The following is a 26,381-nucleotide window of genomic DNA, read 5'->3' as shown; positions in this document are numbered from 1 at the left end:
CCATTGAGCAACCTGTAGATACAGCAACTCTGAGAACAAAAAAAGGCTGCGTAAAATAACGCAGCCTTTTTTTGTAACAGTAGCTCTACTCTCGATTTCTAAATGAACTATCGAATGAGAGAAACGAAAATCAACACTCAATCGCGTTAACAGCTAAACCGCCGCGTGAGGTTTCTTTGTATTTATCTTGCATGTCGCGCCCTGTGTCGCGCATGGTTTTGATCACCTTATCCAAGGATATAAAGTGGTCGCCATCGCCTCTTAAGGCCATTTGCGTTGCGTTTATGGCTTTCATGGCAGCGATGGCGTTGCGTTCAATACAAGGCACTTGTACCAAGCCACCGACCGGATCACAGGTAAGCCCAAGGTTATGCTCAAGGCCGATCTCGGCTGCATTCTCTACTTGTTTCGGCGTACCACCAAGCACGTCACATAAACCTGCTGCGGCCATGGCACAGGCGGAGCCAACTTCGCCCTGACAACCTACTTCTGCACCGGAAATAGACGCATTCTTCTTACAAAGCACGCCGATTGCGGCAGCAGCGAGAAGAAAGTCTACTACGTCTTCTTCGCCTACTTTGTCGGTGAATTCCATAAAATACATAAGAACTGCGGGGATAATACCCGCCGCGCCGTTCGTTGGTGCAGTGACCATACGACCGCCACCTGCATTTTCTTCGTTAACAGCCAATGCATACAGATTCACCCAATCCATTGCAGAGAGTGTGGAGCTGATTATGTTAGGGCGCGTCGCTTTGATAAGCGATTTATGCAAGCTCATTGCACGTCGCCTAACATTTAGACCACCCGGCAATACACCTTCTTTATGCAGGCCGTTTGCAATGCACTCCTTCATCGCTGCCCAAATATCCATCAGGCCATCACGAATCTCAGCTTCTGTTCGCCATGTTTTCTCATTCGCCATCATCAGCTCGCTAAGACGCATATTGTGCTCTTCACACAACGCGAGCAGCTCTTTGGCAGAGCTAAAATCATATGGGACAGCAACTTGTGGAACCACGTAGGCGTCTTCGTGCGCATGGCTTTCATCAATGACAAAGCCGCCACCGATTGAATAGTAAGTATTTGAATGGAGTGTCGTGCCATTTATGTCAAACGCTGAAATAGACATGGCATTCGGATGATAAGGAAGCACTTCCTCAAGAAAGCACATGTCGCGATCCCAGATAAATTCGATCGCGCGTTGATCCACAAATTTTAATCGATTTGTCGATTTTAATTCAGCGACGGTTGAATCGACAATCTCGGGATTAATGGTGCTGGGACGTTCTCCCATTAAACCTAGAATAATCGCACTGTCAGTCGCATGTCCCTTCCCTGTCGCGCTCAGAGAGCCAAACAGTTCTACTTTGACTCGTGCAACATTTGCCAAATCCGATTCGGATAGCGCTTCTCTAAAGTCTGCCGCTGCTTGCATCGGCCCCACAGTATGCGAGCTTGACGGACCAATACCAATTTTAAACAAGTCAAAAACACTGATGGACATTTTGCCTCCAGAACATACAAAATTTTGTGTATTCTAGAGCAAAGTGTCTGGAATACAACAATTAACCTATGTCAATTAAATTAATTAAGTTGAGCAGCATAGAAATCATAATAGCTTCAATAAGTTAAAGTTTAGACAAGTCTCTAAAAGATTGTCTATACAAGGCATCTAACATTACTCAACCTTAGATGCCTTACTTAGTTATCGACCGAATACTACGGTACGACTGCCATTTAAAAACACACGCTTTTCAACATGATACTTAACTGCATTAAACAAGGTTACGCGTTCCACATCTTGCCCTTTGGCGACCAAATCTTCCGGATAATGTGCGTGATCTACCGTTTGTATTCCTTGAGCGATAATTGGCCCCTCATCCAAGTCGTTATTCACGTAGTGAGCCGTCGCACCAACCATTTTCACACCCTTTTCCCACGCTTGATGGTACGGCCTAGCACCTTTAAAACCTGGCAATAGTGAGTGATGAATATTGATGGCTTTACCATCTAGGTACTGACACATATCGGGAGACAAAACTTGCATATAACGCGCAAGCACAACCAACTCAGCGTCGTACTTTTCAATCAGCTCTTTTACTTGAGCCTCTTGTTGAGGCTTTGTTTCTGCGCTAATAGGCAAATGATAATAAGGAATACCATGCCAATCAGCTAAATCCTTGAGGTCAGGGTGGTTTGAGATAATCACGGGGACTTCAATATTCAACTGACCAGTACGGTATCGGTACAACAAGTCATTTAAACAATGGTCGTATTTCGATACCAAAATCGCGACACGAGGCTTATGGTCTGGAGGTGTTAACGCCCACTCCATGTTAAATTCATCTGCTCTAGCCTGAAAATCCGCTGCAAACACGTCTTCGCTAAAAGCGTCACCATTTGGAATAAATTCAATACGGATAAAAAATTGGTCTGATTCGTAATCATCAAACGAATGGATCTCTGAAACGTAGTTTCCTGATTCCGCCATATAGCGGGTTACCACATCAACCGTTCCAAGAACACTTGGGCATTTGGCTGTGAAAATCCATGGTTTTTTTGTCGATTTCATAGGTATTCTCTTTCAAAAATAGCGTGAAGTTAGTCATGAATAAAAAAGCCAGCCAAAGTTGGCTGGCTTTTTCTAAAGGTTTTCCAGATACGGAACGCGATACTTAGTCGTTCTTAATGACCAAGCCATATTCACGGCTAGCATCTTGAATCCAAAGCCAAATATAATCCGCAAAACTACGGCGAATAATCAATTCGAATGCTTGCTCATCCAAACGACGAATCACCGCACTGCTCTTTGCAAACAGCGTAGAGACCACTTTACCCGCTGGAAACTCGCTAATATGAAAATCATAAGGCACAGATTTTTTCAGCATCTCGACAACATGCTCACCAGACACGACTAAAGTCGTCACGCCTCCGCTGGAGTTCACTAGAGAAAAATGGCCATCCACTTTTTCTTGGAACGCCGTCTCTAGATCAAATGCGGCTTCACCTGGCACTGAGATCAACCATTCATCCGGACTCATCCAACGAGCGGTTGTAGCCCCTTCGGTTACAGAGCTAAGCGGTTTAGTCGGCAGCTCAAGACCCAACACAGCATTCGCTGACGCCAGTAAATCTTTGTTTTCAGGGTTCAACCGTAACGTTAAAAAGCCTTGCAACGCGTTTTCGCGAAGGTGAACACCGCCTTCGTTTTTTGTTGCGGCTGCACTTGCTAAATCAGCATGATGCAATGGCGATTCACCTACGATCTCCGATGAAGGAAGCTGATTCATTACCATCACGTTTGGTGTTTCAACTGCGGTATCAGACATGTTGACGCTCCCCTTTTGGATCTAAAAATACTGGACTACAGATTTCAGCTTCTACTGTTCGGCCATCAACCAATGGGTAATAGACTTTTTCACCCATTCTTTCCGACCCACCTTTTACAAACCCCATCGCGACTGAGCGATTCAAGTTCGCACTCCAATAGCTAGACGTTACATGGCCGACCATTGGCATTGGGATAGGAGCATTAGGGTCGAATACACCCTGTGCGCCTTCAGGTAAAACAATATTTGGATCTGTAGTTTTAAGACCAACTAACTGTTTACGATCTGGGCGAACACAGTCTTCACGCTGCATACCGCGCTTACCGATGAAACTAAACGGCTTTTTCATAGAAACCGCCCAAGGCATACCTAGGTCAAATGGATGAACCGATCCATCTGTGTCTTGACCTGCGATAATGAAACCTTTCTCAGCACGTAAAATGTGCATTGTTTCTGTGCCGTAAGGTGTTAAGTTGTACTTGTCTTCGTGTTCAAACAAGGCTTTCCATACATGCAAACCGTAGTTCGCTTGTACATTGATTTCGTAAGACAGTTCACCTGTAAATGAAATTCGGAAAACGCGTGCAGGCACTCCAGCAATCGTCATTTTCTTCCAATCCATGTAGCCAAAATTCTCGGAAGAGACGTCATAATCCGTCAATTCTTCAAGCAATTTCCGACTGTTCGGACCCGCAATTGTCATAGTAGCCCAGTGATCTGTCACAGAAGTAAAGTACACTTCCATTTCTGGCCACTCTGTTTGATGGTAAAGCTCTAGCCATTCCAACACATGGGCTGCACCGCCTGATGTTGTTGTCATTAAGAAATGATTTTCGCCTAGACAAGAGGTAACCCCGTCGTCGAATACCATTCCATCTTCACCACACATAAGACCGTAACGACACTTACCAACCGCCAATTTAGCCCACGCATTGGTATAAACGCGCCCTAAGAATTCACGTGCATCTTTACCTTGAATATCAATCTTACCTAAGGTTGATGCATCCAATATACCCACTGATTCACGCGTTGCTAAACACTCACGATTTAGAGCATCTTGCATACTTTCGCCTTTTAGAGGGAAATACCATGGGCGTTTCCATTGCCCTACATCCTCATACTCGGCGCCACGTTCCTCATGCCATGCATGCATCGCCGTGTAACGCATTGGGTCAAACAGCTCACCACAATCACGACCAACAATTGCACCAAAAGTAACGGGGGTGTAGTTCGGACGAAAGATCGTTGTTCCCGTTTCAGGAATGGATTGATTGAGCATTTTTGCAGCAATCGCCATGCCGTTAATGTTACCCAACTTACCCTGATCAGTACCAAAGCCCATTGCTGTGTAGCGTTTAACATGTTCAATCGATTCAAAACCTTCTCGACATGCCAACTCGATACCCGCTGCCGTTACATCATTTTGATAATCGACAAATTGTTTTGGTGCCTGTGACGTCGGTTTAGTATGAGGTACATGGTACAAAGCCATGGATTCGCTTTGTGCAGGCTCATCCGTGTCTGGCAACGCTATGGACACAGCGTCTAGCCCCAATGCTTTTAGAACGTCATTCGCAGACTCTACACCTTGCCCTAATGCACCTTCAGTCGAATATTCGCCGTTGATTGCACCTGCCGTAAATTGATTCTGAACCGTTGATCCCGGTACAAAACCAAGAGCTTCATCTTTCCAAACTGGACGAGATCCTGTATGACAAGAAAGGTGAACGACGGGACTCCAACCACCAGATGACGCAACAGTGTCCGCGCCGATCTTTATAACGGAACCCGTTACACGTGAGCCATCTTCATTAAGTGGAGCAACGCTTACACTGGTAACGCGCTTGCTACCCTGCACTTCAATGACACCCGAGCCCACCATAACATTGATGCCTCGGTTACGTGCTTCCTCTATCAAAGCGCCTGATGGATTCTTACGCGTATCAACGATGGCCATCACTTTGCGGCCCGCGTCATGCCAATCCAATGCTGTATGGTATGCATTGTCATTGGTTGTCATAAGTACCAACTCATTACCCGGCACGACGCCATAACGATTTATGTAAGTCGATACCGCACTCGCTTGCATACAACCCGGTACATCGTTATTACCATAAACCAAAGGACGCTCGTGAGCACCCGTTGCTAACACAACCCATTTTGCACGAACGCGATGGTAACGTTGGCGAACCTGACCATTTGGCGCACGATCTGCAATATGATCAGTGCAACGCTCGTGAATAGTAAGGAAGTTATGATCGTGGTAGCCGTTTACCGTTGAACGAGGCATCAGAGCGACATTCTCAAACGTCGACAACTCTTCTACTACACTGTTCACCCATTCGGTTGCAGGTTTACCGTCAAGAGTTTCTCGGCTGCTTAATAAACTGCCGCCAAATTCATTTTGTTCATCCGCAAGGATCACTCGTGCGCCTGCTTTTGCAGCAACAAGAGCCGCTGACAAACCTGCAGGGCCTGCTCCAACGACCAACACATCGCAGTGCTGGTTCATTTTGTCGTATATATCAACGTCGTATTCGTTTGGAGAACGGCCAAGTCCAGCCGCTTTACGGATGTACGATTCGTATGTTTCCCACATTGATTTAGGATACATAAAGGTTTTGTAGTAAAAACCTGGTGGCATCGCTTTACCACCAATTTTACCTACCAACCCCATCAAATCATTATCTACGTTCGGCCAACCGTTTGTCGCACCACAAACCAAGCCAGGATAAAGCTCTTGCTGGGTCGCGCGGACATTCGGAGTTTGAGTCGCTTCAGTTGCACCGATTTGCATCACCGCATTCGGTTCTTCTGCGCCCGCTGCAACAATGCCTCGTGGACGGCTGTATTTAAAGCTTCGGCCAATGATGTCTACACCATTTGCTAACAGTGCAGAGGCAAGCGTGTCACCTTCATAGCCGGAATATTGTTTATCATTGTAGGTGAACGACAAAGGCTTGGAGCGATTGATACGACCACCAGACATTAAACGGTTTTTTTGTGTCATTATTCGCTCCCCTACTCTGCAACAATCGTCGGTTTTTCGCCGACTTTGTATACTTCTTTTATTTCGTATGTCTGCGTATTTCTCGTCACGTTAAAGAATTTACGGCAGCCCGCGGCATGAACCCAAAGTTCATGATGGATTCCACGAGGGTTCTTACGAAAATACATGAATTCGCCCCATTCCTGATCAGTACAAGCATCGGGATCAAGAGGTCGCACAATGTGGGCTTGACCTTTTGCATGGAACTCTTCTTCTTCTCGATATTCGCAGCAATGAGGACAGTAAATATGTAACATTAACAGGTCTCCTTTAGCATAAGGCTGTCGGAAAGCGTCGCGCATGATGAAAGTAGAATGCCAGACGCGACGAAAAAGCGGAGTTCACTCTCAATATTGGAGCAGTTTGAATCGGTTTTTAACGCTAAACCATTGAGCATAGTCATGTTCCGCTGCCTTAATTAGTGTGCGACGCCTGCCGCACCGTGTTCATCAACCAACGCGCCGTTGTGATAACGGAACATCGAGAACGGCTTAGCAAGTTCATGCATCTCACCTTTTGCAAGGGATGCCGCAAACACGTTGCCAGATCCAGGAGTCGCTTTAAATCCACCTGTTCCCCAACCACAGTTAAAGAATAGATTCTTAACAGGTGTTTCACTGACGATTGGACACGCATCTGGACAAGTATCTACAATGCCGCCCCATTGACGGTTCATACGAACACGGCTGAAAATTGGGAACATTTCAACAATGGCTTGCAATGTGTGCTCAATCGTTCCGTAAGAGCCGCGTTGACCATAGCCTGTGTATCCGTCAATGCCTGCACCGATAACCAAATCGCCCTTATCAGATTGACTTGCATAACCATGTACATGGTTAGACATAACAACGGTGTCTAAGATCGGTTTAATCGGCTCAGAAACCAATGCCTGTAGCGGATGGGATTCCAAAGGCAATTCGAACCCAGCTTTCGCCGCTAAGACACTCGAATTACCCGCAACCACACAACCCACACGGTCGGCTTTAATTTCACCGTAACGATCCGTTTTAACGCCTACGACCGTACCGTCTTCAATGATGAAGTCCACCACTTCTGTTTGTTGAATCAGATCAACACCATGAGCATCTGCACCACGCGCAAATCCCCACGCAACAGCATCATGTCGAGCTACACCCGCTCTAGGCTGCCAAGAGGCACCCATAACAGGATAACGTCGGTCTGAAGAGCAATCCAAAATAGGGACAATCTCTTTTACTTGCTGTGCGTCCAATACCTCACCGTCGATTCCGTTAAGGCGGTTCGCATTAACTCTACGTTCAATATCGCGCATATCCTGCAAGGTATGACCAAGGTTCAGACAGCCACGTTGAGAAAACATAACGTTGTAGTTTAGATCTTGCGAAAGACCTTCCCACAATTTCATGGAGTGCTCATAAAGATGGGCAGCTTCATCCCAAAGGTAATTTGAACGAACGATGGTTGTATTTCGAGCGGTGTTACCACCCCCTAAATACCCTTTTTCAATGACCGCTACGTTAGTAACGCCAAATTGCTTCGCTAGATAGTAGGCAGTTGCTAAACCATGACCACCACCGCCAACAATAATTACATCGTACTTTTTCTTTGGCGTTGGATTACGCCAAATGCGTTGCCAGTTTTCGTGGTGGCTAAGACTGTGCTTTAACAGACCGAAACCAGAATAATGCTGCATCGATTTCCGCTCCCTAAGGATGATAAGGACAGGAAGTGTCTTCGGGCAAAGGGCTTAGCCCATTGAACCTCTAGATACTACTGAATTAACTCGATAATAAGGATATAACACCGCTACATTATGCTTACAAGCGCCTAGCAAAGTACCAAATACGACACCTTGACCATGTCGCAAATAGTTTCAACACATTGAAGGAATGGATAAGCGGAAGGGACTGACTGAAACCGTAGGACAAATACTAAAAAAGCGACCATTTAACTAAAATGACCGCTTTTCCCTAATAACGTTTAACGCTAACGAGAAGCGTTGTTAACTTACAGGTCGCCACGCTCTGCACCAGCCCTCTGCGGCAACACCAAAACCCGCAAAGATCGGACACGCTCCGGTTTCTTTATTAAAGTACGAACAATTTAAACAGGTGCTTCCCGGTTTGTATTCCGGTTTCGATTCGACAGTTTTGTAGTCGTTTGTGTACGCTAAGGCTTTTGCGTTAATGATGTTTGGATCCAACATCGGCAAACTGGAGGCCTTCGCCTCTGAAAGACTCAACTCGACCAACGGTATGGATGCAACAGACAGCAAACCACGCTTGATAAACTTACGACGACTAGAAATCACAACCTTCTCCCACAAATAAATGTCTTGTAAGTGCTCTGCCCAGCACTCACATGAACACAATCTAACAAGCCTTATACGAGGTTTCCATGATTTGCGATGAGAAATTATCCGTTTGCCGTGTTTATGATTTATTTTTCCGTAATAACAAATTACCAGCCTCGCCTATCAGCGAAGTCATGCCATTTCATTATTGCGGGAAGAAACCAAGGCTTACCGTAATACAAAGGGCGACCTTTAAAAGGAAACTCGTCAAACGATGTTTTACCTTCCGCCAAATTTAAGATCTGCTGTGCCGCCTTATAACCAAAGTAATTCGCTCTTCCTACGCCCGAACCGCAATAACCCATTGCGTAGTTCATACTCTCAAGCTGACCAATGTGAGGAACATGATCAAATGTATAGGCGATCATACCTGACCACGCATAATCCAATTTCACATGAGAAAGTTGTGGGAAAATACGTGTCATAAAACCGTGCAAGTATTTACTGTACAATTGCGGTTGATCACCTTTTCCAAATGCCCGTCCGCCGAACAAAATTCGTTTACCATCCGGCGATGGACGATAATAGGCCACTAACCTTTCCGTGCCGCCGTGCCCGCGTAGCTTAGGCAAAATTTCTCTAACAACGGATTTAGGCAACTCTTCGGTCGCTACCATCGCAGATCGGATTGGAATCAGCCGGTGTTTTAATGGACGAAACGAACTCCCTGTATAGCCATTAGTCGCAATCAGTACGTGCTCCGCATTGATCTCTCCACCATCAAAGCTCACAGAAAAACGGTTTCCATTTTTTTGAATATTACGCACCATTGAATGCTCAGCAAGAAACACACCTTCTCGTTGAGCTATTTGACTGAGCCCTGATAGCAACTTCGCTGGGTGCAATGTGCCGTCTTTCGGATATATCATTCCACCATAATAGGCATCCGAACCCACTTCTTGATGCTGATCTTGTTTCGATACCTCTATCGCGGGGAAATCCACTACTTTCAAAAGCGCTTCGGCTTGCTCCACTAACCCTGCGTAATGACTAGGATGGCTTGCACCTCGAAACCGACCGCACAAACTTAAATCGCAATCAATTTTTTCTTCTTTAATAAAGTCTACAAGCCAATGAAACGCATGCAGACTTTCTTTAATGGTTGAATGAACTTTGTCTCGACCGTACGTTTTTTCAAGCCCATCTACGCCCAGCTTGCTAAAACTTGGGCCAAGTAACCCACCGTTACGAGAGCTAGCACCTTCCCCCAAACGTCCGCCTTCCAATAAAATGACACTCAACCCCGCACGGGCAAGTGTGATCGCGGCAGACATCCCAGTAAATCCGCCGCCGACGACCACCGCATCCGCCTTCGTCGGCAATGCGTAGCGAGGGGTTGTGTTTATTGTCTGAACAAATGAAGAGTCTGATAACCAATAGGGAAGATTACTGTATGTTGAAATGGTTTTTGAAATCATAACGTTACGATGTCCGTCCATAGTTCATAATTTTAAATTCATGGTTCACAACTGAACGCTCAAAGTTATAAAACATGCTGCAAAAAGTCCTTTGTTCGATCCCATTCGGGATTAACCAGCACTTGTTCAGGCGGCCCGACTTCTACGATTTCACCGTCTGCCATAAACACAACACGATCTGCGACTTGTCGAGCAAATTGCATTTCGTGAGTGACGCACACCATTGTCATTCCGGTTTTTGATAGATCCATCATCACATCCAGCACTTCCTTCACCATTTCTGGATCAAGCGCAGAGGTAGGCTCATCAAACAGCATGATTTTAGGTTCCATAGCGAGCGACCTAGAGATAGCAACACGCTGTTGCTGCCCTCCCGATATTTGCCCTGGATATCGTGACGCCAAATGTGCGATGCCTACGCGATCAAGCAAGGTTAAGGCGAACTTCTCAGCGGCTTGATCAGGCATTTTTTTCAACCACGTTAAGCCCAGAGTGCAGTTCTGCAATACCGTTAAATGCGGGAATAGATTGAAGCTTTGAAACACCATCCCCATCGTGTTGTGAATCAAACGATCACTTCGACGATCCCGAGCAAGGGGTTGCCCAAAAATCGCAACATGACCATCCTGATACTCTTCTAAATGATTAAGAGAACGAATAAGCGTAGATTTGCCTGACCCAGATGGTCCACAAATCACCATGATCTCACCCTCGTATATATCCAAGGTCACATCGCGTAAAACATGGTGATCGCCATACCATTTATTAAGCGAGCTAATTTCAATCGCTTTATTGGGTTGTAATTGAACGTTTGGATTAGAAGACGTCATTAGCGATCCACCTTTATGCGTTTTTCTAGATTTAAACTGTATTGAGACATACTGAAACACAACACGAAAAACAAGATGGCGATCAGAACCAGCGGCTCAGTATGCATCCCCACCCAATCCTTATCATTTGCGATGTTTCGTGCCATTAACATGATGTCAAAAAGCCCAATGATCGATACTAACGTGGTGTCTTTTAGCAGACTTATAAAAGACGTCATAATGTTAGGTATCATCATGCGCAACGCTTGAGGAAGCACTATTAAAAACATGGTTTGCCAATAACCAAAACCGAGCGTCGTAGCGGCTTCAAATTGTCCTTTTGGTATCGCTTGTAAACCACCACGGATATTTTCAGCCATATACGCACCTGCAAAAATACACACTGCAACAAGCACCTGAGATAATTTATTAAACTCCACGTCGGATGGCATAAAGATCGGTAGTAATGTGACCGCCATGAAAAGTACAGTAATTAAGGGCACAGAACGTACAATCTCTATGACACCGAGAGACAACCAATGAATGACACGAAGTTTAGAACGGCGACCAAGCGCTAGAATCACGCCTACGGGTATGGCCATCGTGATAGAAAAGCCCGCTATAATGAAGGTTAAAAACAATCCTCCCCAACGCTCAATCGGCACAAGGGGCAGATCGAACGAAGACAAAAACAAAGCAGCAATCGCACTGAGTCCACCCCAAACCAACATCGAACTTATCGCCACCACCCGTCGGCTCAAACGTTTTTCCAGAAACGGAACAAACAACAAATGAAGGCCTGCTACCGCAATTGTTTTGCTCCCTATTAAAGCTTTGATTAAGTTCAGATAAATTAACAGCAGATAACCGAATGCGGCGCACGTCATGATCCCGTGAAACAGGCCTAACTCTTGCCCAAACCGTCCACCAAGAAAAAGATACGCGCCGACAAACGGAAACAACGCAACCCAGGACAATAAAATCGCACCACGTAGTGGAATGCGTTTTGAAAGCAATGGCAGTAGCCAAACAATGCCTATTACCACCCCTAAATTAACCCGCCATTGTTCTTGTACTGGGAATCGCCCATAAATCAAACCATTAAACCAACTGATCACGCCCGCCCAACAGGCTCCATCAGGGCTGGTATCGAAGCACTGCCTACGTGTGTCTGCTACAAAAACGGCATCTATTACTGCCCAATTTACGATCCACTTACCAAGATAAAACAACACAGCGAGGGCTATACACGTCAGTAGGCTGTTTCCTATGCTGTTGAAAAAACGCTTTCGTATTGTCCCAATAACGCCGTGTGTTTCCCTTTTTGGCGGTCTAGCGGGTGACGCTACAAACTTTTTTAACGGCTTGTAATCGTCTCGTTCTGTATCAGAGTGTATTTTTTCCATACCTAACGCACCTTGTACTGAACATGATCATTGTATTTATTTAGCAAATACGAAATGACAAAACTGATGACAATGTAAAAGCCCATAACCATTGCAATGATCTCCAGTGCCCGACCCGTTTGATTAATAGAGGTTTGCATGAAAACAGAAACCAATTCAGGAAAGCCAATTGCCACCGCTAATGACGAGTCTTTTGTCGCGGCTAACCACGAATTGGTCATGGGCGGAATAATGGCTCTCACCGCCTGAGGAATAAGAATCAAACGCAGTGACTGGAATCGAGAGAAACCAATGGTAAACGCCGCTTCGTGTTGCCCCCTATCTATCGATTGCATACCTGCACGTACGGTTTCAGCAATCGCTGCCGAACGATAAACCGTCATAGCGACAAAAGCAGCGCCAAAAGACGCAGGAAGAAATGCGCCCTCACGAAAGTTAAAACCTTTCAATACTGGTACGTTCCAGCTCATCCATTGAGACAAAAACGCGATTAAAGACAATACAACCGCTGACCATAGAAGCAACGCCGCATAAACACCAACAGGGCGTTTCCCTGATTGACGTTGACTACGCTTTGCCCACTTAACAACTCCCCAAAGCGACGCCCCACATACACCCAGTGCAAGCGTGATCCACCACCAAGAAATAGAAAGATCGACCGTTGGGATATAAAAACCGCGGTTATTTAAAAAGAAGACATCAGCCAACGAATAGCTTTTGCGTGGCGCAGGTAACGTTGAGAAAACCACCGTAAACCAAAAGATCACTTGAATCAGTAAAGGAACATTCCGAACAACTTCGACATACCCGCGCGCAATCTGAGAGATCAAAGGGTTCTGTGATAACCGCAAAATGCCGACAACCGTTCCGAGTAATGTTCCAATAACAATAACAAAAGCAGATAAGACTAAGGTATTAAGTACACCCACAAGAAAGACGCGCCAATAAGTCATCGACGAATCGTACGGTATGATGCTCCAACTGATGTTAAAGCCAGATGTTACTTGTAAAAAATCAAAACCAAAGGTCATGCTAAGGCGATCGAGATTATTGGCTGCGTTCGAAAATAGATACCACATTCCGAAGAGAAACAACGCCAATACCAATACCTGAATGACGACCCCACGCGACGAGTCATTATTCATAAACCTAAAAAAGGAATGGGGTGAACCGAGTGCTACTGAAGTGTCATCAGGTATCGAGGGATACACATTCGGCACTTCACCCTGTAGCTTTTTAGCCGCAGTTGACTGAATCATGTTTACACCAACTCTTGAGTTAAAACGAGAAAGTATCTACGTAGGCGAAGTCTTACTTCGCCTACGATTTGATTAACGGTAAGATTTGGCGTACATCATTCCGCCTTCTTTCCACAACGCATTAAGCGTGCCTTCGCGTTTTAAACCCAATATGCTGTTTTCCCCAACATTACGCTCGTAAACTTCGCCATAATTTCCGACTTGTTTAATAACCTGATAGGCCCAGTCTTTAGGTAACCCCAAGCCTTTGTTTAGATCACCTTCAACACCCAATAAACGTCGCACAATGGGGCTGTTGCTCTGTGCTCGCATTTCCTCAACATTTTCTGATGTGATTCCATATTCCTCCGCTGCAACCATGGCTGCGAATGTCCACTTAACGACATTCGACCATTCGCTGTCATTTTGTTTAACAGCAAAAGACAGAGCTTCTTTTGAAATAGTTTCAGGCAAAACAATATAGTCATCAGGGTTCTGTGCGCCAGAACGTTGTGCCGCGAGGCCGGATTTATCATTGGTCAATGCATCGCAATTGTCATTAAAGAAAGCGGTGTTACGTACAGAAGAATCATCGAAAACAACTGTTTTCAAATCTAGGTTATTCGCTCGACTAAAGTCGGCAATATTGAGTTCACTAGATGTGCCAGTCAGCACGCATACCGTTGCGCCTTCAAGCTCATAAACAGACGATACACCTAGGTCTTTACGCACCATAAAACCCTGACCGTCGTAAAAGTACGTATCTAAAAAATCGAGCCCTTGCTGTGTATCGCGAGACAACGTCCAAGTCATCCCTTTTGACAGCATATCGCCCTTACCACTTTTGATGGAGGTGAAACTTTGCGCCCACTGAACAGGAAGGAATTTCACTTTGTTCACATCACCAAAAACAGCGGCGGAAACGCCTCGGCACATATCAATGTCCATTCCTTGCCATTCACCTTCTTTATTTAGGCTATAGAACCCGGGGAAAGAATTACCAATCACACAGTTCATATAACCGCGACTTTGAACTTCATCTAAAGTCGAGGGTGTGTCTGCGGCAAAACTCGCTGCCGAGAAAAGAGAAGATGCCAATACGAATAACGATTTTGCATTTTTCATGTATCGTGGTTCCTTTTGTTTCGTGGACATTTATATTTTTTGTTTGGTTGGATCCTGCTGAATTTATTTTCACATTCAGTCACATAACCTATAGGATCTTATGTGAAGCATATTGATAATCACACTGAATATTTTTAATAGGTCTATAACATAAGGTTATGCACAAATGAACATTAATAAGCTCCGTATTTTTCATGAAGTGTTCGTCACGGGAAGCATTACCCGAGCTGCCGAACGTTGCTGCGTCAGCCAGCCCGCCGCGAGTAAAATGCTGGCAAACTTTGAAGAAGAAATTGGCTATAAACTGTTTGTTCGAAATAACGGAAAACTCACCCCCACCGACGAGTCAGTGTTCTTACACGAAGAAGTGTACGGCTTATTACAGGGTGTAAATCATCTCGAAGACAGCATCAAGCGAGCAAAAAATGATAACGCGGGGCGTTTAAGAATTTGCAGTATATTCGGTCCTTCCTATCAATTTCTCCCTAGTCTCATTGCCCGATTTAAAGAAGAACACCCTAACACTCATGTAAGCTTGCATCACTCTGGGTGTTCCGCGATTCGACAAGGTGTTGCCTCAGGTCAGTATCAAATTGGCTTGGTAGACAAAGCCCAAAGCTCTTCTAAACATGATTCCGCCGCCTTTGATCTGACGTGCTATTGCGCGGTTCCGAAAAACCATCACTCTGCACGGCTTGATGTAATAGAGCCCAAAGACCTAGTGGGGCTAGATTGGATTACGCTGGATTCTGAAAACGCGACGACAAAAACACTCAAAAAAGTGTACGCTCAAATGGATAAAAAGTTGTCACGTTCAATTGAAGTTCACACCACAGTTCACGCGATGTCGTTTGTAAACTTAGGCATGGGAGCGACTCTGGTTGATGCTCTAAACTTCCACCATTTTAGCGACGTTTTCAATTTTCCGAACATCGCAGTGCGACCATTTCGCCCCACGGTTATCGAACCTTTAGAGGTCATTACCTCCAACCTCAACCCCTTATCTGGTGCGGCCAAACATTTTTATGATCGGTTACTCACTGAATTAGACATTACGGAGGGCGTAAAACGAGCGGAGTAATCTACACCAAAAAAGCAGAATACAATTTAGGGAAACACTGTGTCAGATATTCACGTCGACCGCCAACGAATCGAGAAACGCTCTCATATATGGATTTGAAGCCAGATATCAGGAACGGTGAGCGGGATAAGACTCGCTAATTACTAGTCATAGTAAATATATCTAATCACCGCAATCCATTAAAGATCACCTTCCCTATTTGGGTTATCGCATAACGCTCGTACAGCTCGTTGAAAACCCTCTATGAAAAATCGGCTTCCGCTGGAGTCAAACAAAGCGGCGGTCTCAGTTTTAACGTGGAACCATGCTTTCCAGCGGCACCAGCAAGTATCCGTTGTTCACGCAGTTGATCAATTAACTGTACCGAAAGCGTTGCACTTGGGACACCATTTTCCTCGACGTCTATCCCAAAAAATAACCCAGACCCTCTTATCTCACCGATGATGTTCGATTGTCCAGCAATGTCTAACAAACGATCTTTAATATAACGACCTATTTTCAACGCGTTAGTTTGTAACCCTTGCGACTCGATCGTGTTTAAGACAGCAAGACCCGCAGCGGCCGCCACGAGGTTTCCGCCGAACGTATTAAAACACCCAACGCCTTGACAATACGTTGCTAGGAAACTCGGTTTGGTCGCAACCCCCGCCATAGGAAAACCGTTTCCCATCGGTTTGCCCATCGTCACGATATCTGAAAACACATCATGCGCTTCAAAGCCCCAAAATGCCTCCCCTGTACGAGCAAACCCAGGTTGAACTTCATCCGCTATGTAAACGCCTCCTGCGTTTCGAATAACATCAACGGCAGAGCTGCCACTTTCACGCCTCGCTCACGCAATTCGTCAACCGCCGTTTTGACGCGATGGGCGAAGCCTGCCTCAATGTCCACGCCGTAATTGCTAGTAGACGGCTCAGGAATGGCAATCACATGTGGAGGGAGCACACCATTTTTCATCGCAGATGGAGACACCTCGGTGACGTACGCGGTATTTCCGTGATAAGCACACTCTGTCACAATAAAACCACTGCCTCCGGTGACCTTACAAGCAAGACGCATTGCGAGATCATTTGCTTCACTGCCCGAGCACGTAAGCACAATATTCGATAATTCATTCGGAAGCGTACGATTTAACGCGTCAATTTAGTCGTCAACAATGGAAACAATATATCGGGTATGGGTAACTGTTCCACTAGTCATCCGCTCCCTGATTGAAGTACTTATAAACGAAGTCACCATTTTTAAGTTCTAATGCAAGAAAATCGAGATATCGTGGCCATTGCGTCATTTTCAACCTAGTCGGCATGATGCGAGAGGCGTATGTCGCTAGGATAGTGTCATGCGTTATCCAAATATGGACACCTTCGTTCTGTTTAGAAAGTTGTTTTCGAATACTGGTATCAAAAATTTTAACAGCATGGTCCAGTTCCTTAAATCCCTCCCATTGCTCTCCACCTGACAATAAGTGCTGATTGACTCTTTCATGTCCCTTCTCTTGCCAATGAGTCCATGCACTTCGAGCGTCATTTATTATAAATCCAGGGTCACCAAGGTCTCGATTAGAGACGATATCGTCTCGCTCAATACCAACAACATCCGCAATAATCTCTGCGGTTTGTAGACACCTACCAATAGGGCTCGATTGAATAGAAACAACTGGGTCGGAGATAGATCGGGCAAAATTTCGGGTATCTTCTTTACCTTTATCCGTCAGAAGCACTTCATTTCCAACTGTATTTGCAGGGATATCAGGGCGCTCTGCATGACGTACCAAAAGCAACTTAGCCATTGTTCTCACCTCGTTCCAGTACAATAAGTGATACTAAGGATGGGAGCTTCGTAACCCTTTTAATACGCAATCCGGCCTGTTTGGATAGACGCTCAAATTCAGATTCTGTCCTCTCCTTCCCACCGGTAGCAGCCATAAGGTGTAGATCACATAAAGCACCAGAATTTGAACTTTCCAGCATCAGCATTTCTAAAATAAATATTTCACCACAACAGTTCAGTGCATGCTTGGCATGTTTCAGAACCTCTATAGCATCAACATCGTCCCAGTCGTGAAGAACGCGAGCGAGTATCACTACGTCATAAGCTCCCGACCACTCACTGAACAAGTCCAGCTCCAGCTTCTTATCAAACTGTGACTCGTTCAAAACGGACTCCAAGTCGCCGAGAAGTACCGATGATTCAGGAAAATGAGCTTGTATTAGGGTTGCAAGTGTCCCTGTTCCGCCTGCTGCATCTAGGACCCTTTGTCCCTTTTGAATTGGTAGCAAGGGAACAACTTGAGTGTAATCATGCATGGCATAACTCGCGAGCATGCGATGATGAGATTTTACCCGCTCCAAATCAGCCGCCACTGCATAGAAAATATCTGATTCCAGCCGTTTCCCTTGAATCAGCGCCGGTAAAGACTTCCAACGTTGCAAAAGATCTTCACCATATTCGATCGCGGCATCCGCCAAGGTTTTTTTGTGGTTCAGGCAAAGATAACTCCCCTTCTCTGAAACGACGTAACAATTACCCTCCAGATAGACTAAGCCAAGCTCAGCTAACCCTCTCATTAATCGAACAACCCTTTCAGAGTTAGATTGGCAAGACAACGACAACTGCTCAATCGTCGCTGGAAGTTGCTCAAAAATGTCCAACTTCACACTGGTATAAATCGTACAAGTCTTCCAGTATCCCACCATATCAGAGGATAACTCAGCAAATATGTCACAAGTTGGCCCTCGCAACTGACGAGCAACATGACCTGATTCGTCAATGATTAGCAATGCCCCATCATCGGTTTCACAACGAGCAAAGCCGTTATAGAAAGGTTCAACCGATGCATAACGTTCGGAGTAGATTGCGTTACCTTGTTTATTTACGTGGCACCAGCCTTGGAGGGTCTTGGCTCTTGCATAGCCCTTGTGAAACACATCCAGATCAGAAAACCAGATATCATGAAGCAAAGAGCCGTTTGGAAGAATATGTGTGCTCAAACCGTTGCCAGCCTGCACAACAGCAACCCCACCACGAAAATCGCCACAGTATCCCCATCTGCTGTCGTAGACCGGTTCGCCTATAACATTCAAATGGAAGTACAAACCATCAGAATCCATTACAACGCAAACCTTTTCCTGATAGTTACCGGCAAATTCATAGCGCTGTGAATACAGTGCGCTCCCGCTTTCATCGATGTGATACCAACCATCTTCACCAACAACAGCAGCCAGATCATTATAAAAACCAAAACAACGATGAAATCGTTGACCGTAAATAGGAAAACCATCCGTATCGATATGAAATGCTTTAATACCTAGTCTGACGGGGGCTATCCAACGTTTTCCAACCTTGTGAAAAGCGAGAACCTCATCGAATCGAGCAGTGTATAAAGGGCTACCATCAGCCTCAATATGATACCGGCCACACTCCGAGATTATTGGTTTTTCGAGAATGCTCATGCTGGCCGCCTCATATTGCACGACTTACAGAGATCATGGGACTGGTAAGTTGCCATTAAATTCTGATAGGAAGAGCTAGCTATCAGCTCCGATAGTTTGGATGTATTTAGATTGCCAAAGTCACCCAATGATTTACGCTGCTGATCGGGAGCACAACAAACATTGAGCCTTCCAGTTGGATCTACCCATAACTCCTTTCCAAGGAACGGACATTCCCCACCTGGCGAAATATCTTCGAGTTTTACCAAATCCAGCTCAAAGAAATTATCCAAACGGAATCGACGCTCAGACGTTTGGTTATGGACCGTGACACGCTCATGACAATGACGAACAATCTGATTCCATCGGCTAGCATAGACAAGGTCATTACGTAGGCTTTCATGCTTAATCTGGTCAAAATGCGTCCACAACTGATGGCCTTTTAATCGGTCAAAGCCAAGATTAAGTGCCAACTCCAGCATCTCTGGAATTTCTTCCAGATTGCTGCGCATGAAGGTTAGCTGCATGGTCATTGAGCAATAATGCTTGGATGCCCATTTATCCCTTATTGCAACAAAACGCTTGGCATTTTCAATGTGTTTTTCAAGGGTTGTTCCGACCATGATTTCTGACTGGGTCTTTTCACTTACGCCATTCCATGAGATTTTTACATCACTGGTAACCGGCACAATACGCTCGGCCCAATACTCAACATTTTGATGGTCTTTAGGGGCTGGAAATGTGCCATTGGTTGTCAGGTTGAGGGTTAAACCTAATTCCGCACACAAATCGAGAAAGGTATCAAAATGTGGATAAAGTAGGGGCTCCCCCATGGTCGAAGGAATAATCTCTCTGATGCCCATCGCGGCCGCTTCACGAACAATCCGTTCTAGCAGGTCAGCATCCATCAGGGGCCTGAGTGAACCAGAGCTCTTTCTCTCCGCACGACTATCCGCATAAGGGGAATGGTCTTCACACATCACACAATTGAGATTACAAAAATCTGGATTGGTATCCAATGTGATACGCCAAAATTCATGTGCCATTAGCCTATAACCCTCGTGTAGCATGCTTCCAAGTCGAGTATGTGCTGATAAATATCAGGAATCTGGCCATCATCACTGAAAGGATAACCACGCAGTCCCAGTTGGCTAGCTAATGCCGGGGCATCCAGTAAACGCTGCATTTGCTTTGCAAGATCTGCGGTGTCGCGGTGTTGGTAGGTTAAGCCGTTCACTTCATGGTGAACGTATTCCCCCATTCCACCGGTACCAGCAGTAATAACTGGCACCTTAGCTTGTTGAGCCTCATGAATAACCAAGGGCGAGTTTTCGACCCAGACTGATGGCACCACAATCGCATCAGTATTGCTGAACACATCCACTGCAATTGATTGATTTTTGTATTCGGGCATCCACTCGATAGCGTTGGCTTTATCGACAGGCAAAGATGACGCTATCGCTCTAAGCGCTCTGGAATCCTGGCCCCGATCCCGCCCCCAGATTCTCAGCTTTGCCTCACCCTTGAGCATGCCAAAGGCTTTGATTAACTGGTGAATACCTTTAGCCGGAATATGGGTACCAATATACCCAAACGTAAACGGTTCATCGTTTCTGCGAACACGTCCTATCATCCTTGTACGGTCGAAGCCGTAATCAAGATAAATACTTTTCTCTTTTGGCAGGCCAAAGTCTTTTTCATAACGTTGCTTCAGATAATTAGCCGGCGAAATAAACAAATCAACCTGCTCAACGACATCGCGCACATGCGACATACGGCGCTTAACCCAGTTTTCCCAATAAGCTAAATCCTCCGCCCTTTCCTGATCACAGCCAGAGAAATAGCGCGCATAACACTGCGTTGCGCACTTCTTGTCTTCTTGGCCATCACAGGCAGCCCAGAGATTGTCATCCGCAGAGTGCATCTGCATAAACTGTCCACGCGGACACATCAACCAATAATCGTGCAGCGTGTAAACAATCGGAATACCGCGTTTTTTAGCCTCAAATACCAATGAGGTAGACAAGTGATTCAGGTGTCCGATATGCACCAAATCTGGCTGTAATTGGTCGAGCAACTCAGCAAAACGCTGGTCAACAATATCCAAACGATAGCGATCACGCATCCGTGAGTTATTCACCAGATGCAGAGTGATTTCTGGTACGTCGGCGTCATGACTAATCCGTATCGCGCCATCGGGCTGAAAGGAGTCTTCCTCTCTGGTAAATACATGCACCTCATGGCCGCGTTTAGCTAAGCCGTGGCAGATGGTTTGTGAATACACTTCCGAACCGGCGTTATACAACATCGGATAACCATGAATGACTTTTACAATTTTCATGCAGGAACTTCCTGTAACTGTTCTTGGAATGCTTTAACCAAAAGCTTAATACCCTGTTCGGGGGATATATTAGCTTGCCAGCCCAACAATTCTTTGGCCTGAGTCGGATCTCCAATGAATCGACTTACATCGTAATTTCGAGATGGTGCTTCAATAATTCGAGAGCGACTCCCAGCGAATTTGATTGCCATTTCGGCGGCTTCACCAAGTGTCGTACCAATGCCAGGAAGAAGGTGGGTAGGAGGAAGGTTTCTCTCATTATTTTCGAGTTGTTCAATGACTAAAGACAAACCTTTTACGGTGTCTGATACATGCGTGAAGTCAAATAAATGGTTCCGGCCATCCACACGCAGGTCTGCGTTGTTAACAGCATTAAGACAAAATGCTGGCAATACTCTGTCTTTATGGTCCTTTGTGCAGCCATAAACATTAGCAAGCCGAATCACAGCGGTATTAAGCCCATACTCCCTAGCTTCTAGCGCCTTTTTTTCCATATAGGCTTTTGCTTGACCATAGATATTAACGGGGCTCACATATGCTGAATCGCAGACAGGCAAAACATCAGAATCTCCATATACCTCACGGCTACTGGCAACCAGCACCCAAGGTTTTACATCGGCTTGCTCACAAGCGGTCTTCAGTAACTGTTCGCTCGCAATCGCATTGGTCTGCCAACATAACTCTGGATTCCGTTCACCCCATATAACCCTGGAAACCGCAGCTAGATGAACAACACCTGTTACCCCAGAGATTGCTTGTTTGAGCTGCTCACTCCGACAGATATCGCCAGTACCATCGGCGAGATCAAAGCCTTTAACTCTATATCCCTGTTGCACCAACAATGGCGTTAAATACCGCCCAATCAGGCCTAAATGACCTGTCATTAAAATTGTTTTCATAAAAATATCAATTCCTGTAATACTTATTCGGCCTCACCACCGCGCTCAGCTAATGCTTGCTCAAGATTAAGAAACAACCAGTCCAAGTTCGTCAATAACGTCAGCGCCGGTAACTTGACACTGTATTCTTCCTGGAATTTTGGGAATGGCTGTGTCATTTATAATTCTTGCGATTTATGTGGGAGCTTTCCAATTGAGAAATTCTTCAATATCCTGTCTCCTTTGATGCGACGACGCTCTTCAGCAAAACGATCATACTCTGCTTCCGCTTTGGCTTTGGCTTTGGCTTTGGCTTTGGCTTGTTTTTTGGAGATACAACCGGCACCGACTAGAACTTCTCGATCATTAAACTCAAGAAATTGGTCGAGCTTGATTTCCCAGTCTTTTAGGAAAACTTGTTTTTTCCGCTGAGCTTGATCTTCAACAAAATAGAGCCACATGGTCACTATACGGTTTAATTCAGGCCTTTAATTATTAGTTCAGCTTCAACCTCTCGATCAATTTCATTTTCTTGAGCCGATGAAGATACACGCAATGAAGTGCCATTTCCCTAATTATTTGACTCCGTATCACTGCCTTGCGTTTTCCTACGTCATCTGAGTTCAACAATGCCGAATGTCATTTTAACTCTTCGATTGTCGACCTCCTCAATACCAATAAAAGGAACTAAAACTCCATTCCATACACCTTCTATTTTTGTGTCTTTGTACAATGAATTTTCAATCCAAAGTGTGATATTTTATCGCCAGATAATTGAAAATATTAAAATCAGCAATGAAGTGACAACAACAGCTATAACACCATTTATAATTGGTTCAGCTAAATTAGCTTGAGCTTGATTAGTAAAAAAAAACCATTACCAACATAAAATACCGAAGCCTAAGAAAATTAAGTAAGGGGCAAGTGTTCGTATTGTTTTCCAAAGCCAAAATAGAAACTTCATAATTTAAGACTACTTCCTTTTAGGTATAACAATTAATGGTTATAGTACGGCGCAGCCGCAGTTATAACCGTCTGTTGAACTGCCGCGTCTTTATATAGGGAATTTGCTTTTTTCATGATGCGACCTCCCTGTGTCTTTGCGGTGTGTTTTCGAGTGCTCTTGTCCTTAATCAGGCTAAGAAGACTCTTTTTGATCGTTTTTTGATCGTCTATCTCTATAGTTTTACCCAGATCCTAGGCGATTGGCAAGCCTAAAACCTCAGGGTCTTTGACCTGATTCTATTCTCACTGACGTTCGTTTTATTCCACTAGCCTGTTCTTAACTTTTCTCGCTTCCAACGGTTCGAGGTGACTTCGCCTATATGGTGTGCCGGCACATCACCGCATGCGGGGCAATGACACCCCATTACTGGAGAGTCCTGTTGGATGCTTTGTTCTTCCGGCTCCTTTTTATCTTTTTCAGGACGAGGCGTATCTTGATCTTGTTCTCGTATTTTTAATAGGCTCTTTCGCCTGATCGCATTCAACATATAGCTATAGTGTCTTACTCGCATGAAACCTTTTGGCAAGACGTGAAGTAAACATAGTTGAGCAGGAAAAGTCGCCATCGTCACCGGAGCTTCAAAAGGAATAGGCAAAGGCATCGCAAAGGTATTTTCCAACCAAGGCGTTAAAATCATGATCCTGCCCGTAGTGAAACCGACGAAGCAAGTTACATTACAGGGCAGCAAATCGTAGTTGATGGAGGCCAAATCCTGCCGGAAAGCCTCGATGCCATCAACGAAATGTGATGAACAAGGTACATGCGATTAATGTAGATGAAATTTTACGTAATAGTCCTGAGCTCCTTGCTTAATATACTTGGTAAGTCTGACCAATGGCCAAATTTCTCTTTATAATTTTTGAAGGTCTACTACCACAATTGTCGCAAAATGCTACAATTAGTCAGAAATAACAGGAGAAAATCATGGCTACAGCAAGTATTAGATTAGACGAGGGCTTAGTAGAAAAAGCGAGCATTATGGCGAAAGCGTTAAACCGAACTACGCCTAAACAGATTGAGCACTGGGCTAAAATTGGCGAAATGATGGAAGATAATCCAGATTTACCTTATGAATTTGTAAAGCAAGCGATCATTGCCAAAGCAGAAAAAGAAGCTGGCAAACTTGAGGCTTACGAATTTGACTAAAGTCACACACGTTACACAAACCCCAAGTTTTAAAAAGGCCGTCAAAAAACTCCACAAAAACCAAAAGAGTGATCTTGATAAAGCAGTTAAAGAACTAATAAAGAACCCTCTGCTTGGCGAACCTAAAAAAGGTGATCTTGCATTTATGCGAGTTTACAAGTTTAAAATGATTAAGCAGCTCACCTTACTAGGTTACTGCTATGAGGATGATGCTGTCGTTTTAGAGCTACTAACTTTTGGTTCTCATGAAAACTTCTATCGAGATGCTAAGAAGTTACTTTGAGGGATCAAAGCTAAGGCCATCTAAAGGCAAGATCACAATGCTAGCACCTCAATTCCACCGATAGCTGGCCAAGAAATTGCTTCATAAATTCAGTTCGCTTTCTTGCTTCCTCTCCCGCTGATAACGTATGCATAGAGTCTTCTAGGTTAAGCAGCTTGGTGTAAAAATGATCGAGGGTAAATTCGCCATCGTCAGGGGCTCGATCTTCGCAAAATGGATCGATTTGGGAGTAAAACGTTCTGTCTAGTTTGGAACCTACTTGAATACATCGAACGATCCCCATCGCTCCTATGGCATCCAGCCGATCTGCGTCTTGAACAATTTTTGCTTCGAGTGTGCGAGGGGGAACGTTGGCGCTGTAGCTGTGTGCAACAATCGCGTGGTGGATATCAGCCAGGTAGTCTTGGGGATAGTCTATGGTTTTCAAGAACGTAATCGCTTTGTCGGCGGCGTATTGCGAACTTTGGCTTCGTTGCGGATGACCTTTCCCAAATGAAAAACAGTCATGTAGATACGCCGCGGGAATCACTACTGAGCGATTCGCTTTTTCGGCGTCACACAGTGTTTTTGCTGTAGACACGACGCGTAGCACGTGATTCATATCATGCGCTAAATCCTGATCCATTTCACCTGCGATGTAATCTCGCAATAAAGGCTCGTATTCTTTAAATAACATCTCAAGTTCTTATTTTGCAGTGTACTATCTTAGTTTACCGCATACTGTGCAATGACACTTAAACGATTTTCAGCTCATACCACTGTCGCGAATACTACTGCCGTGTATACCCATTTAAATTGGATCATCTAAGAACCTTGAGCAGTAGATGTCTTTTCCTCTCTCATCATAGTTCTTAGACAACGCGTTCATGAAACCATATAAATAGTTCGATCTTTCAATCTGTACATTGGGCTTGCCTTTGAGCGCGTTGATCAGTTCATCGACCGAAAAGTGTGCCTCTTCTCGCGGAAAAATCAGCCTAATATTGAAGTTCGGTATAATCTCAGTCCCATTTCTAATTTGAGAGCCGTAAAAGCATTCCGCTCTTACAATCTGTGCTCTGTTCAGGTCATTGTTATGCTCGCTCGACAATGCCCAAATCGCTGACGCTCCGACGCTAAAGCCAATCAAAATAACGGGCTCGGTAAGCGCCTCAATGTGTTGTTGTAGCCTCTGTGTATACGACCTTAACCCTACATACGTCGAAAAGTAGTCGTAAGCTTTTTCTTCGTCGTCAAATGTCACACCGCCAAGATACGGGTCGATAATGTCGTAATGTTTGGCACAACGCGCCGCCAACGCTTGCAGCACTTCCGTTTTCCCGAAGATATCCGAGACAAAAATACACTTCATAAACCGTCCTTACATGACTCCTTTCAAACACAGCTTTAAAACCACCAGATATAGATGTTTTCCTTGTCATTCCTATACTCTGATATTAAGTGTAATCCCGTGTAATTTTAATTTAGTCAAAAATACGCTAACGTACGACGTATTTAATATCTTAT

27 protein-coding genes and 1 pseudogene are annotated in these 26,381 nt (G+C 44.9%); 4 read left to right on the top strand and 24 right to left on the bottom strand.

Annotated elements, in window-relative coordinates; translation table 11 throughout:
• Positions 1-130: 130 nt before the first annotated feature.
• The 12 genes from DFP79_RS04010 to DFP79_RS03955 form a co-directional block, all read right to left on the bottom strand.
• The gene (locus DFP79_RS04010) at positions 131-1,507 is read right to left on the bottom strand and encodes an L-serine ammonia-lyase (RefSeq protein ID WP_133502636.1); all 1,377 of its coding nucleotides are present in this window, start codon (positions 1,505-1,507) and stop codon (positions 131-133) included.
• Positions 1,508-1,708: 201 nt separating this feature from the next.
• Positions 1,709-2,575 (bottom strand): formyltetrahydrofolate deformylase, encoded by an 867-nt coding sequence (purU, locus tag DFP79_RS04005; protein ID WP_133502635.1) that lies wholly within the window; start codon positions 2,573-2,575, stop codon positions 1,709-1,711.
• Positions 2,576-2,678: 103 nt separating this feature from the next.
• The gene (locus tag DFP79_RS04000) at positions 2,679-3,332 is read right to left on the bottom strand and encodes a sarcosine oxidase subunit gamma (protein ID WP_133502634.1); all 654 of its coding nucleotides are present in this window, start codon (positions 3,330-3,332) and stop codon (positions 2,679-2,681) included.
• Complete coding sequence (locus DFP79_RS03995) at positions 3,325-6,342, bottom strand: sarcosine oxidase subunit alpha (protein ID WP_133502633.1); 3,018 nt, start codon at positions 6,340-6,342, stop codon at positions 3,325-3,327. Before DFP79_RS03995 ends, DFP79_RS04000 begins: the two co-directional genes overlap by 8 nt.
• An 11-nt stretch (positions 6,343-6,353) precedes the next feature.
• Positions 6,354-6,638 carry a sarcosine oxidase subunit delta gene (locus DFP79_RS03990; protein ID WP_013660850.1) on the bottom strand — a complete coding sequence of 95 codons (285 nt, stop codon included), beginning with the start codon at positions 6,636-6,638 and terminating at the stop codon, positions 6,354-6,356.
• Positions 6,639-6,799: 161 nt separating this feature from the next.
• Positions 6,800-8,053: a sarcosine oxidase subunit beta family protein gene (locus DFP79_RS03985; protein ID WP_133502632.1), complete on the bottom strand. Its 1,254-nt coding sequence runs from the start codon at positions 8,051-8,053 to the stop codon at positions 6,800-6,802.
• A 309-nt stretch (positions 8,054-8,362) separates the two neighbouring features.
• Positions 8,363-8,671 (bottom strand): high-potential iron-sulfur protein, encoded by a 309-nt coding sequence (locus tag DFP79_RS03980; RefSeq protein WP_133502631.1) that lies wholly within the window; start codon positions 8,669-8,671, stop codon positions 8,363-8,365.
• 149 nt (positions 8,672-8,820) lie between these two features.
• On the bottom strand, positions 8,821-10,131 hold the full coding sequence (locus DFP79_RS03975) for an NAD(P)/FAD-dependent oxidoreductase (RefSeq protein ID WP_133502630.1): 1,311 nt from the start codon (positions 10,129-10,131) through the stop codon (positions 8,821-8,823).
• A 65-nt stretch (positions 10,132-10,196) separates the two neighbouring features.
• Positions 10,197-10,961, bottom strand: coding sequence for an amino acid ABC transporter ATP-binding protein (locus tag DFP79_RS03970; protein WP_133502629.1), 765 nt, complete (start codon positions 10,959-10,961; stop codon positions 10,197-10,199).
• Positions 10,961-12,346, bottom strand: coding sequence for an amino acid ABC transporter permease (locus DFP79_RS03965; protein WP_133502628.1), 1,386 nt, complete (start codon positions 12,344-12,346; stop codon positions 10,961-10,963). The genes DFP79_RS03970 and DFP79_RS03965 overlap by 1 nt, the downstream gene beginning before the upstream one ends.
• A 2-nt stretch (positions 12,347-12,348) precedes the next feature.
• Entirely contained in the window at positions 12,349-13,605 is a 1,257-nt protein-coding gene (locus DFP79_RS03960; RefSeq protein WP_133502627.1) for an amino acid ABC transporter permease, read from the bottom strand.
• Positions 13,606-13,677: 72 nt separating this feature from the next.
• Positions 13,678-14,709: an amino acid ABC transporter substrate-binding protein gene (locus tag DFP79_RS03955; RefSeq protein ID WP_133502626.1), complete on the bottom strand. Its 1,032-nt coding sequence runs from the start codon at positions 14,707-14,709 to the stop codon at positions 13,678-13,680.
• A 166-nt stretch (positions 14,710-14,875) separates the two neighbouring features.
• On the opposite strand from DFP79_RS03955, the gene DFP79_RS03950 reads away from it, so the two are divergent.
• Positions 14,876-15,790: a LysR family transcriptional regulator gene (locus DFP79_RS03950; protein WP_133502625.1), complete on the top strand. Its 915-nt coding sequence runs from the start codon at positions 14,876-14,878 to the stop codon at positions 15,788-15,790.
• A 241-nt stretch (positions 15,791-16,031) separates the two neighbouring features.
• On the opposite strand, the gene DFP79_RS18030 is transcribed toward DFP79_RS03950, so the two are convergent.
• The 10 genes and pseudogenes from DFP79_RS18030 to DFP79_RS18225 form a co-directional block, all read right to left on the bottom strand.
• Positions 16,032-16,562 (bottom strand): aminotransferase class III-fold pyridoxal phosphate-dependent enzyme, encoded by a 531-nt coding sequence (locus DFP79_RS18030; protein WP_243730201.1) that lies wholly within the window; start codon positions 16,560-16,562, stop codon positions 16,032-16,034.
• Positions 16,559-16,888 (bottom strand): hypothetical protein, encoded by a 330-nt coding sequence (locus tag DFP79_RS18025; RefSeq protein WP_243730188.1) that lies wholly within the window; start codon positions 16,886-16,888, stop codon positions 16,559-16,561. Before DFP79_RS18025 ends, DFP79_RS18030 begins: the two co-directional genes overlap by 4 nt.
• Positions 16,889-16,982: 94 nt before the next feature.
• On the bottom strand, positions 16,983-17,579 hold the full coding sequence (locus DFP79_RS03940; protein ID WP_133502624.1) for a histidine phosphatase family protein: 597 nt from the start codon (positions 17,577-17,579) through the stop codon (positions 16,983-16,985).
• Positions 17,572-19,242: a methyltransferase gene (locus DFP79_RS03935; protein WP_133502623.1), complete on the bottom strand. Its 1,671-nt coding sequence runs from the start codon at positions 19,240-19,242 to the stop codon at positions 17,572-17,574. Before DFP79_RS03935 ends, DFP79_RS03940 begins: the two co-directional genes overlap by 8 nt.
• Entirely contained in the window at positions 19,239-20,267 is a 1,029-nt protein-coding gene (locus tag DFP79_RS03930; protein WP_166637632.1) for a radical SAM protein, read from the bottom strand. Before DFP79_RS03930 ends, DFP79_RS03935 begins: the two co-directional genes overlap by 4 nt.
• Positions 20,267-21,562, bottom strand: a complete 1,296-nt coding sequence (locus tag DFP79_RS03925) for a glycosyltransferase (RefSeq protein WP_133502621.1) — start codon at positions 21,560-21,562, stop codon at positions 20,267-20,269. The genes DFP79_RS03930 and DFP79_RS03925 overlap by 1 nt, the downstream gene beginning before the upstream one ends.
• Positions 21,559-22,461, bottom strand: a complete 903-nt coding sequence (locus DFP79_RS03920; protein WP_133502620.1) for an NAD-dependent epimerase/dehydratase family protein — start codon at positions 22,459-22,461, stop codon at positions 21,559-21,561. The genes DFP79_RS03925 and DFP79_RS03920 overlap by 4 nt, the downstream gene beginning before the upstream one ends.
• A gap of 23 nt (positions 22,462-22,484) precedes the next feature.
• Positions 22,485-22,619, bottom strand: a complete 135-nt coding sequence (locus tag DFP79_RS18160) for a hypothetical protein (protein ID WP_279526493.1) — start codon at positions 22,617-22,619, stop codon at positions 22,485-22,487.
• Positions 22,620-22,901, bottom strand: a complete 282-nt coding sequence (rhuM, locus tag DFP79_RS03915) for a RhuM family protein (RefSeq protein ID WP_133502619.1) — start codon at positions 22,899-22,901, stop codon at positions 22,620-22,622.
• An 880-nt stretch (positions 22,902-23,781) separates the two neighbouring features.
• A pseudogene (locus DFP79_RS18225) lies at positions 23,782-23,984 on the bottom strand (hypothetical protein); the annotation flags it as partial.
• A gap of 25 nt (positions 23,985-24,009) precedes the next feature.
• Here DFP79_RS18225 and DFP79_RS18220 point away from each other — a divergent pair.
• The 3 genes from DFP79_RS18220 (at position 24,010) to DFP79_RS03895 (ending at position 24,875) form a co-directional block, all read left to right on the top strand.
• Positions 24,010-24,141 (top strand): hypothetical protein, encoded by a 132-nt coding sequence (locus DFP79_RS18220; protein ID WP_133502874.1) that lies wholly within the window; start codon positions 24,010-24,012, stop codon positions 24,139-24,141.
• A 229-nt stretch (positions 24,142-24,370) separates the two neighbouring features.
• Positions 24,371-24,592 (top strand): TA system antitoxin ParD family protein, encoded by a 222-nt coding sequence (locus tag DFP79_RS03900; protein WP_013660827.1) that lies wholly within the window; start codon positions 24,371-24,373, stop codon positions 24,590-24,592.
• Positions 24,585-24,875, top strand: coding sequence for a type II toxin-antitoxin system RelE/ParE family toxin (locus DFP79_RS03895; protein WP_013660826.1), 291 nt, complete (start codon positions 24,585-24,587; stop codon positions 24,873-24,875). Before DFP79_RS03900 ends, DFP79_RS03895 begins: the two co-directional genes overlap by 8 nt.
• A 40-nt stretch (positions 24,876-24,915) precedes the next feature.
• Here DFP79_RS03895 and DFP79_RS03890 read toward each other — a convergent pair whose 3' ends face one another.
• Together DFP79_RS03890 and DFP79_RS03885 are read right to left on the bottom strand one after the other, a co-directional pair.
• A complete protein-coding gene (locus DFP79_RS03890) occupies positions 24,916-25,551 on the bottom strand; it encodes an HD domain-containing protein (protein WP_133502618.1) in 636 nt (211 codons plus the stop codon).
• A 114-nt stretch (positions 25,552-25,665) separates the two neighbouring features.
• Positions 25,666-26,226, bottom strand: a complete 561-nt coding sequence (locus DFP79_RS03885) for a hypothetical protein (RefSeq protein WP_133502617.1) — start codon at positions 26,224-26,226, stop codon at positions 25,666-25,668.
• Positions 26,227-26,381 lie beyond the last annotated feature (155 nt).

This window comes from Marinomonas balearica (assembly GCF_004362145.1).
Classification (GTDB): domain Bacteria; phylum Pseudomonadota; class Gammaproteobacteria; order Pseudomonadales; family Marinomonadaceae; genus Marinomonas; species Marinomonas balearica.
Note: the sequence above shows the minus strand (reverse complement) of the source record. Positions and strands in the feature narration are given on the sequence as shown.

Excerpts from the sequence above, each read along its gene's own strand:
- DFP79_RS03950 (WP_133502625.1), top strand. The coding sequence starts at position 14,876 with ATGAACATTAATAAGCTCCGTATTTTTCATGAAGTGTTCGTCACGGGA.
- DFP79_RS03935 (WP_133502623.1), bottom strand. The coding sequence starts at position 19,242 with ATGAGCATTCTCGAAAAACCAATAATCTCGGAGTGTGGCCGGTATCAT.
- DFP79_RS03990 (WP_013660850.1), bottom strand. The coding sequence starts at position 6,638 with ATGTTACATATTTACTGTCCTCATTGCTGCGAATATCGAGAAGAAGAA.
- DFP79_RS03995 (WP_133502633.1), bottom strand. The coding sequence starts at position 6,342 with ATGACACAAAAAAACCGTTTAATGTCTGGTGGTCGTATCAATCGCTCC.
- DFP79_RS03920 (WP_133502620.1), bottom strand. The coding sequence starts at position 22,461 with ATGAAAACAATTTTAATGACAGGTCATTTAGGCCTGATTGGGCGGTAT.
- purU (WP_133502635.1), bottom strand. The coding sequence starts at position 2,575 with ATGAAATCGACAAAAAAACCATGGATTTTCACAGCCAAATGCCCAAGT.
- DFP79_RS03885 (WP_133502617.1), bottom strand. The coding sequence starts at position 26,226 with ATGAAGTGTATTTTTGTCTCGGATATCTTCGGGAAAACGGAAGTGCTG.
- DFP79_RS03930 (WP_166637632.1), bottom strand. The coding sequence starts at position 20,267 with ATGGCACATGAATTTTGGCGTATCACATTGGATACCAATCCAGATTTT.
- rhuM (WP_133502619.1), bottom strand. The coding sequence starts at position 22,901 with ATGTGGCTCTATTTTGTTGAAGATCAAGCTCAGCGGAAAAAACAAGTT.
- DFP79_RS04000 (WP_133502634.1), bottom strand. The coding sequence starts at position 3,332 with ATGTCTGATACCGCAGTTGAAACACCAAACGTGATGGTAATGAATCAG.
- DFP79_RS03985 (WP_133502632.1), bottom strand. The coding sequence starts at position 8,053 with ATGCAGCATTATTCTGGTTTCGGTCTGTTAAAGCACAGTCTTAGCCAC.
- DFP79_RS03925 (WP_133502621.1), bottom strand. The coding sequence starts at position 21,562 with ATGAAAATTGTAAAAGTCATTCATGGTTATCCGATGTTGTATAACGCC.
- DFP79_RS03965 (WP_133502628.1), bottom strand. The coding sequence starts at position 12,346 with ATGGAAAAAATACACTCTGATACAGAACGAGACGATTACAAGCCGTTA.
- DFP79_RS03940 (WP_133502624.1), bottom strand. The coding sequence starts at position 17,579 with ATGGCTAAGTTGCTTTTGGTACGTCATGCAGAGCGCCCTGATATCCCT.
- DFP79_RS03955 (WP_133502626.1), bottom strand. The coding sequence starts at position 14,709 with ATGAAAAATGCAAAATCGTTATTCGTATTGGCATCTTCTCTTTTCTCG.
- DFP79_RS03890 (WP_133502618.1), bottom strand. The coding sequence starts at position 25,551 with ATGTTATTTAAAGAATACGAGCCTTTATTGCGAGATTACATCGCAGGT.
- DFP79_RS04010 (WP_133502636.1), bottom strand. The coding sequence starts at position 1,507 with ATGTCCATCAGTGTTTTTGACTTGTTTAAAATTGGTATTGGTCCGTCA.
- DFP79_RS03900 (WP_013660827.1), top strand. The coding sequence starts at position 24,371 with ATGGCTACAGCAAGTATTAGATTAGACGAGGGCTTAGTAGAAAAAGCG.
- DFP79_RS03975 (WP_133502630.1), bottom strand. The coding sequence starts at position 10,131 with ATGATTTCAAAAACCATTTCAACATACAGTAATCTTCCCTATTGGTTA.
- DFP79_RS18160 (WP_279526493.1), bottom strand. The coding sequence starts at position 22,619 with ATGACACAGCCATTCCCAAAATTCCAGGAAGAATACAGTGTCAAGTTA.
- DFP79_RS03960 (WP_133502627.1), bottom strand. The coding sequence starts at position 13,605 with ATGATTCAGTCAACTGCGGCTAAAAAGCTACAGGGTGAAGTGCCGAAT.
- DFP79_RS03970 (WP_133502629.1), bottom strand. The coding sequence starts at position 10,961 with ATGACGTCTTCTAATCCAAACGTTCAATTACAACCCAATAAAGCGATT.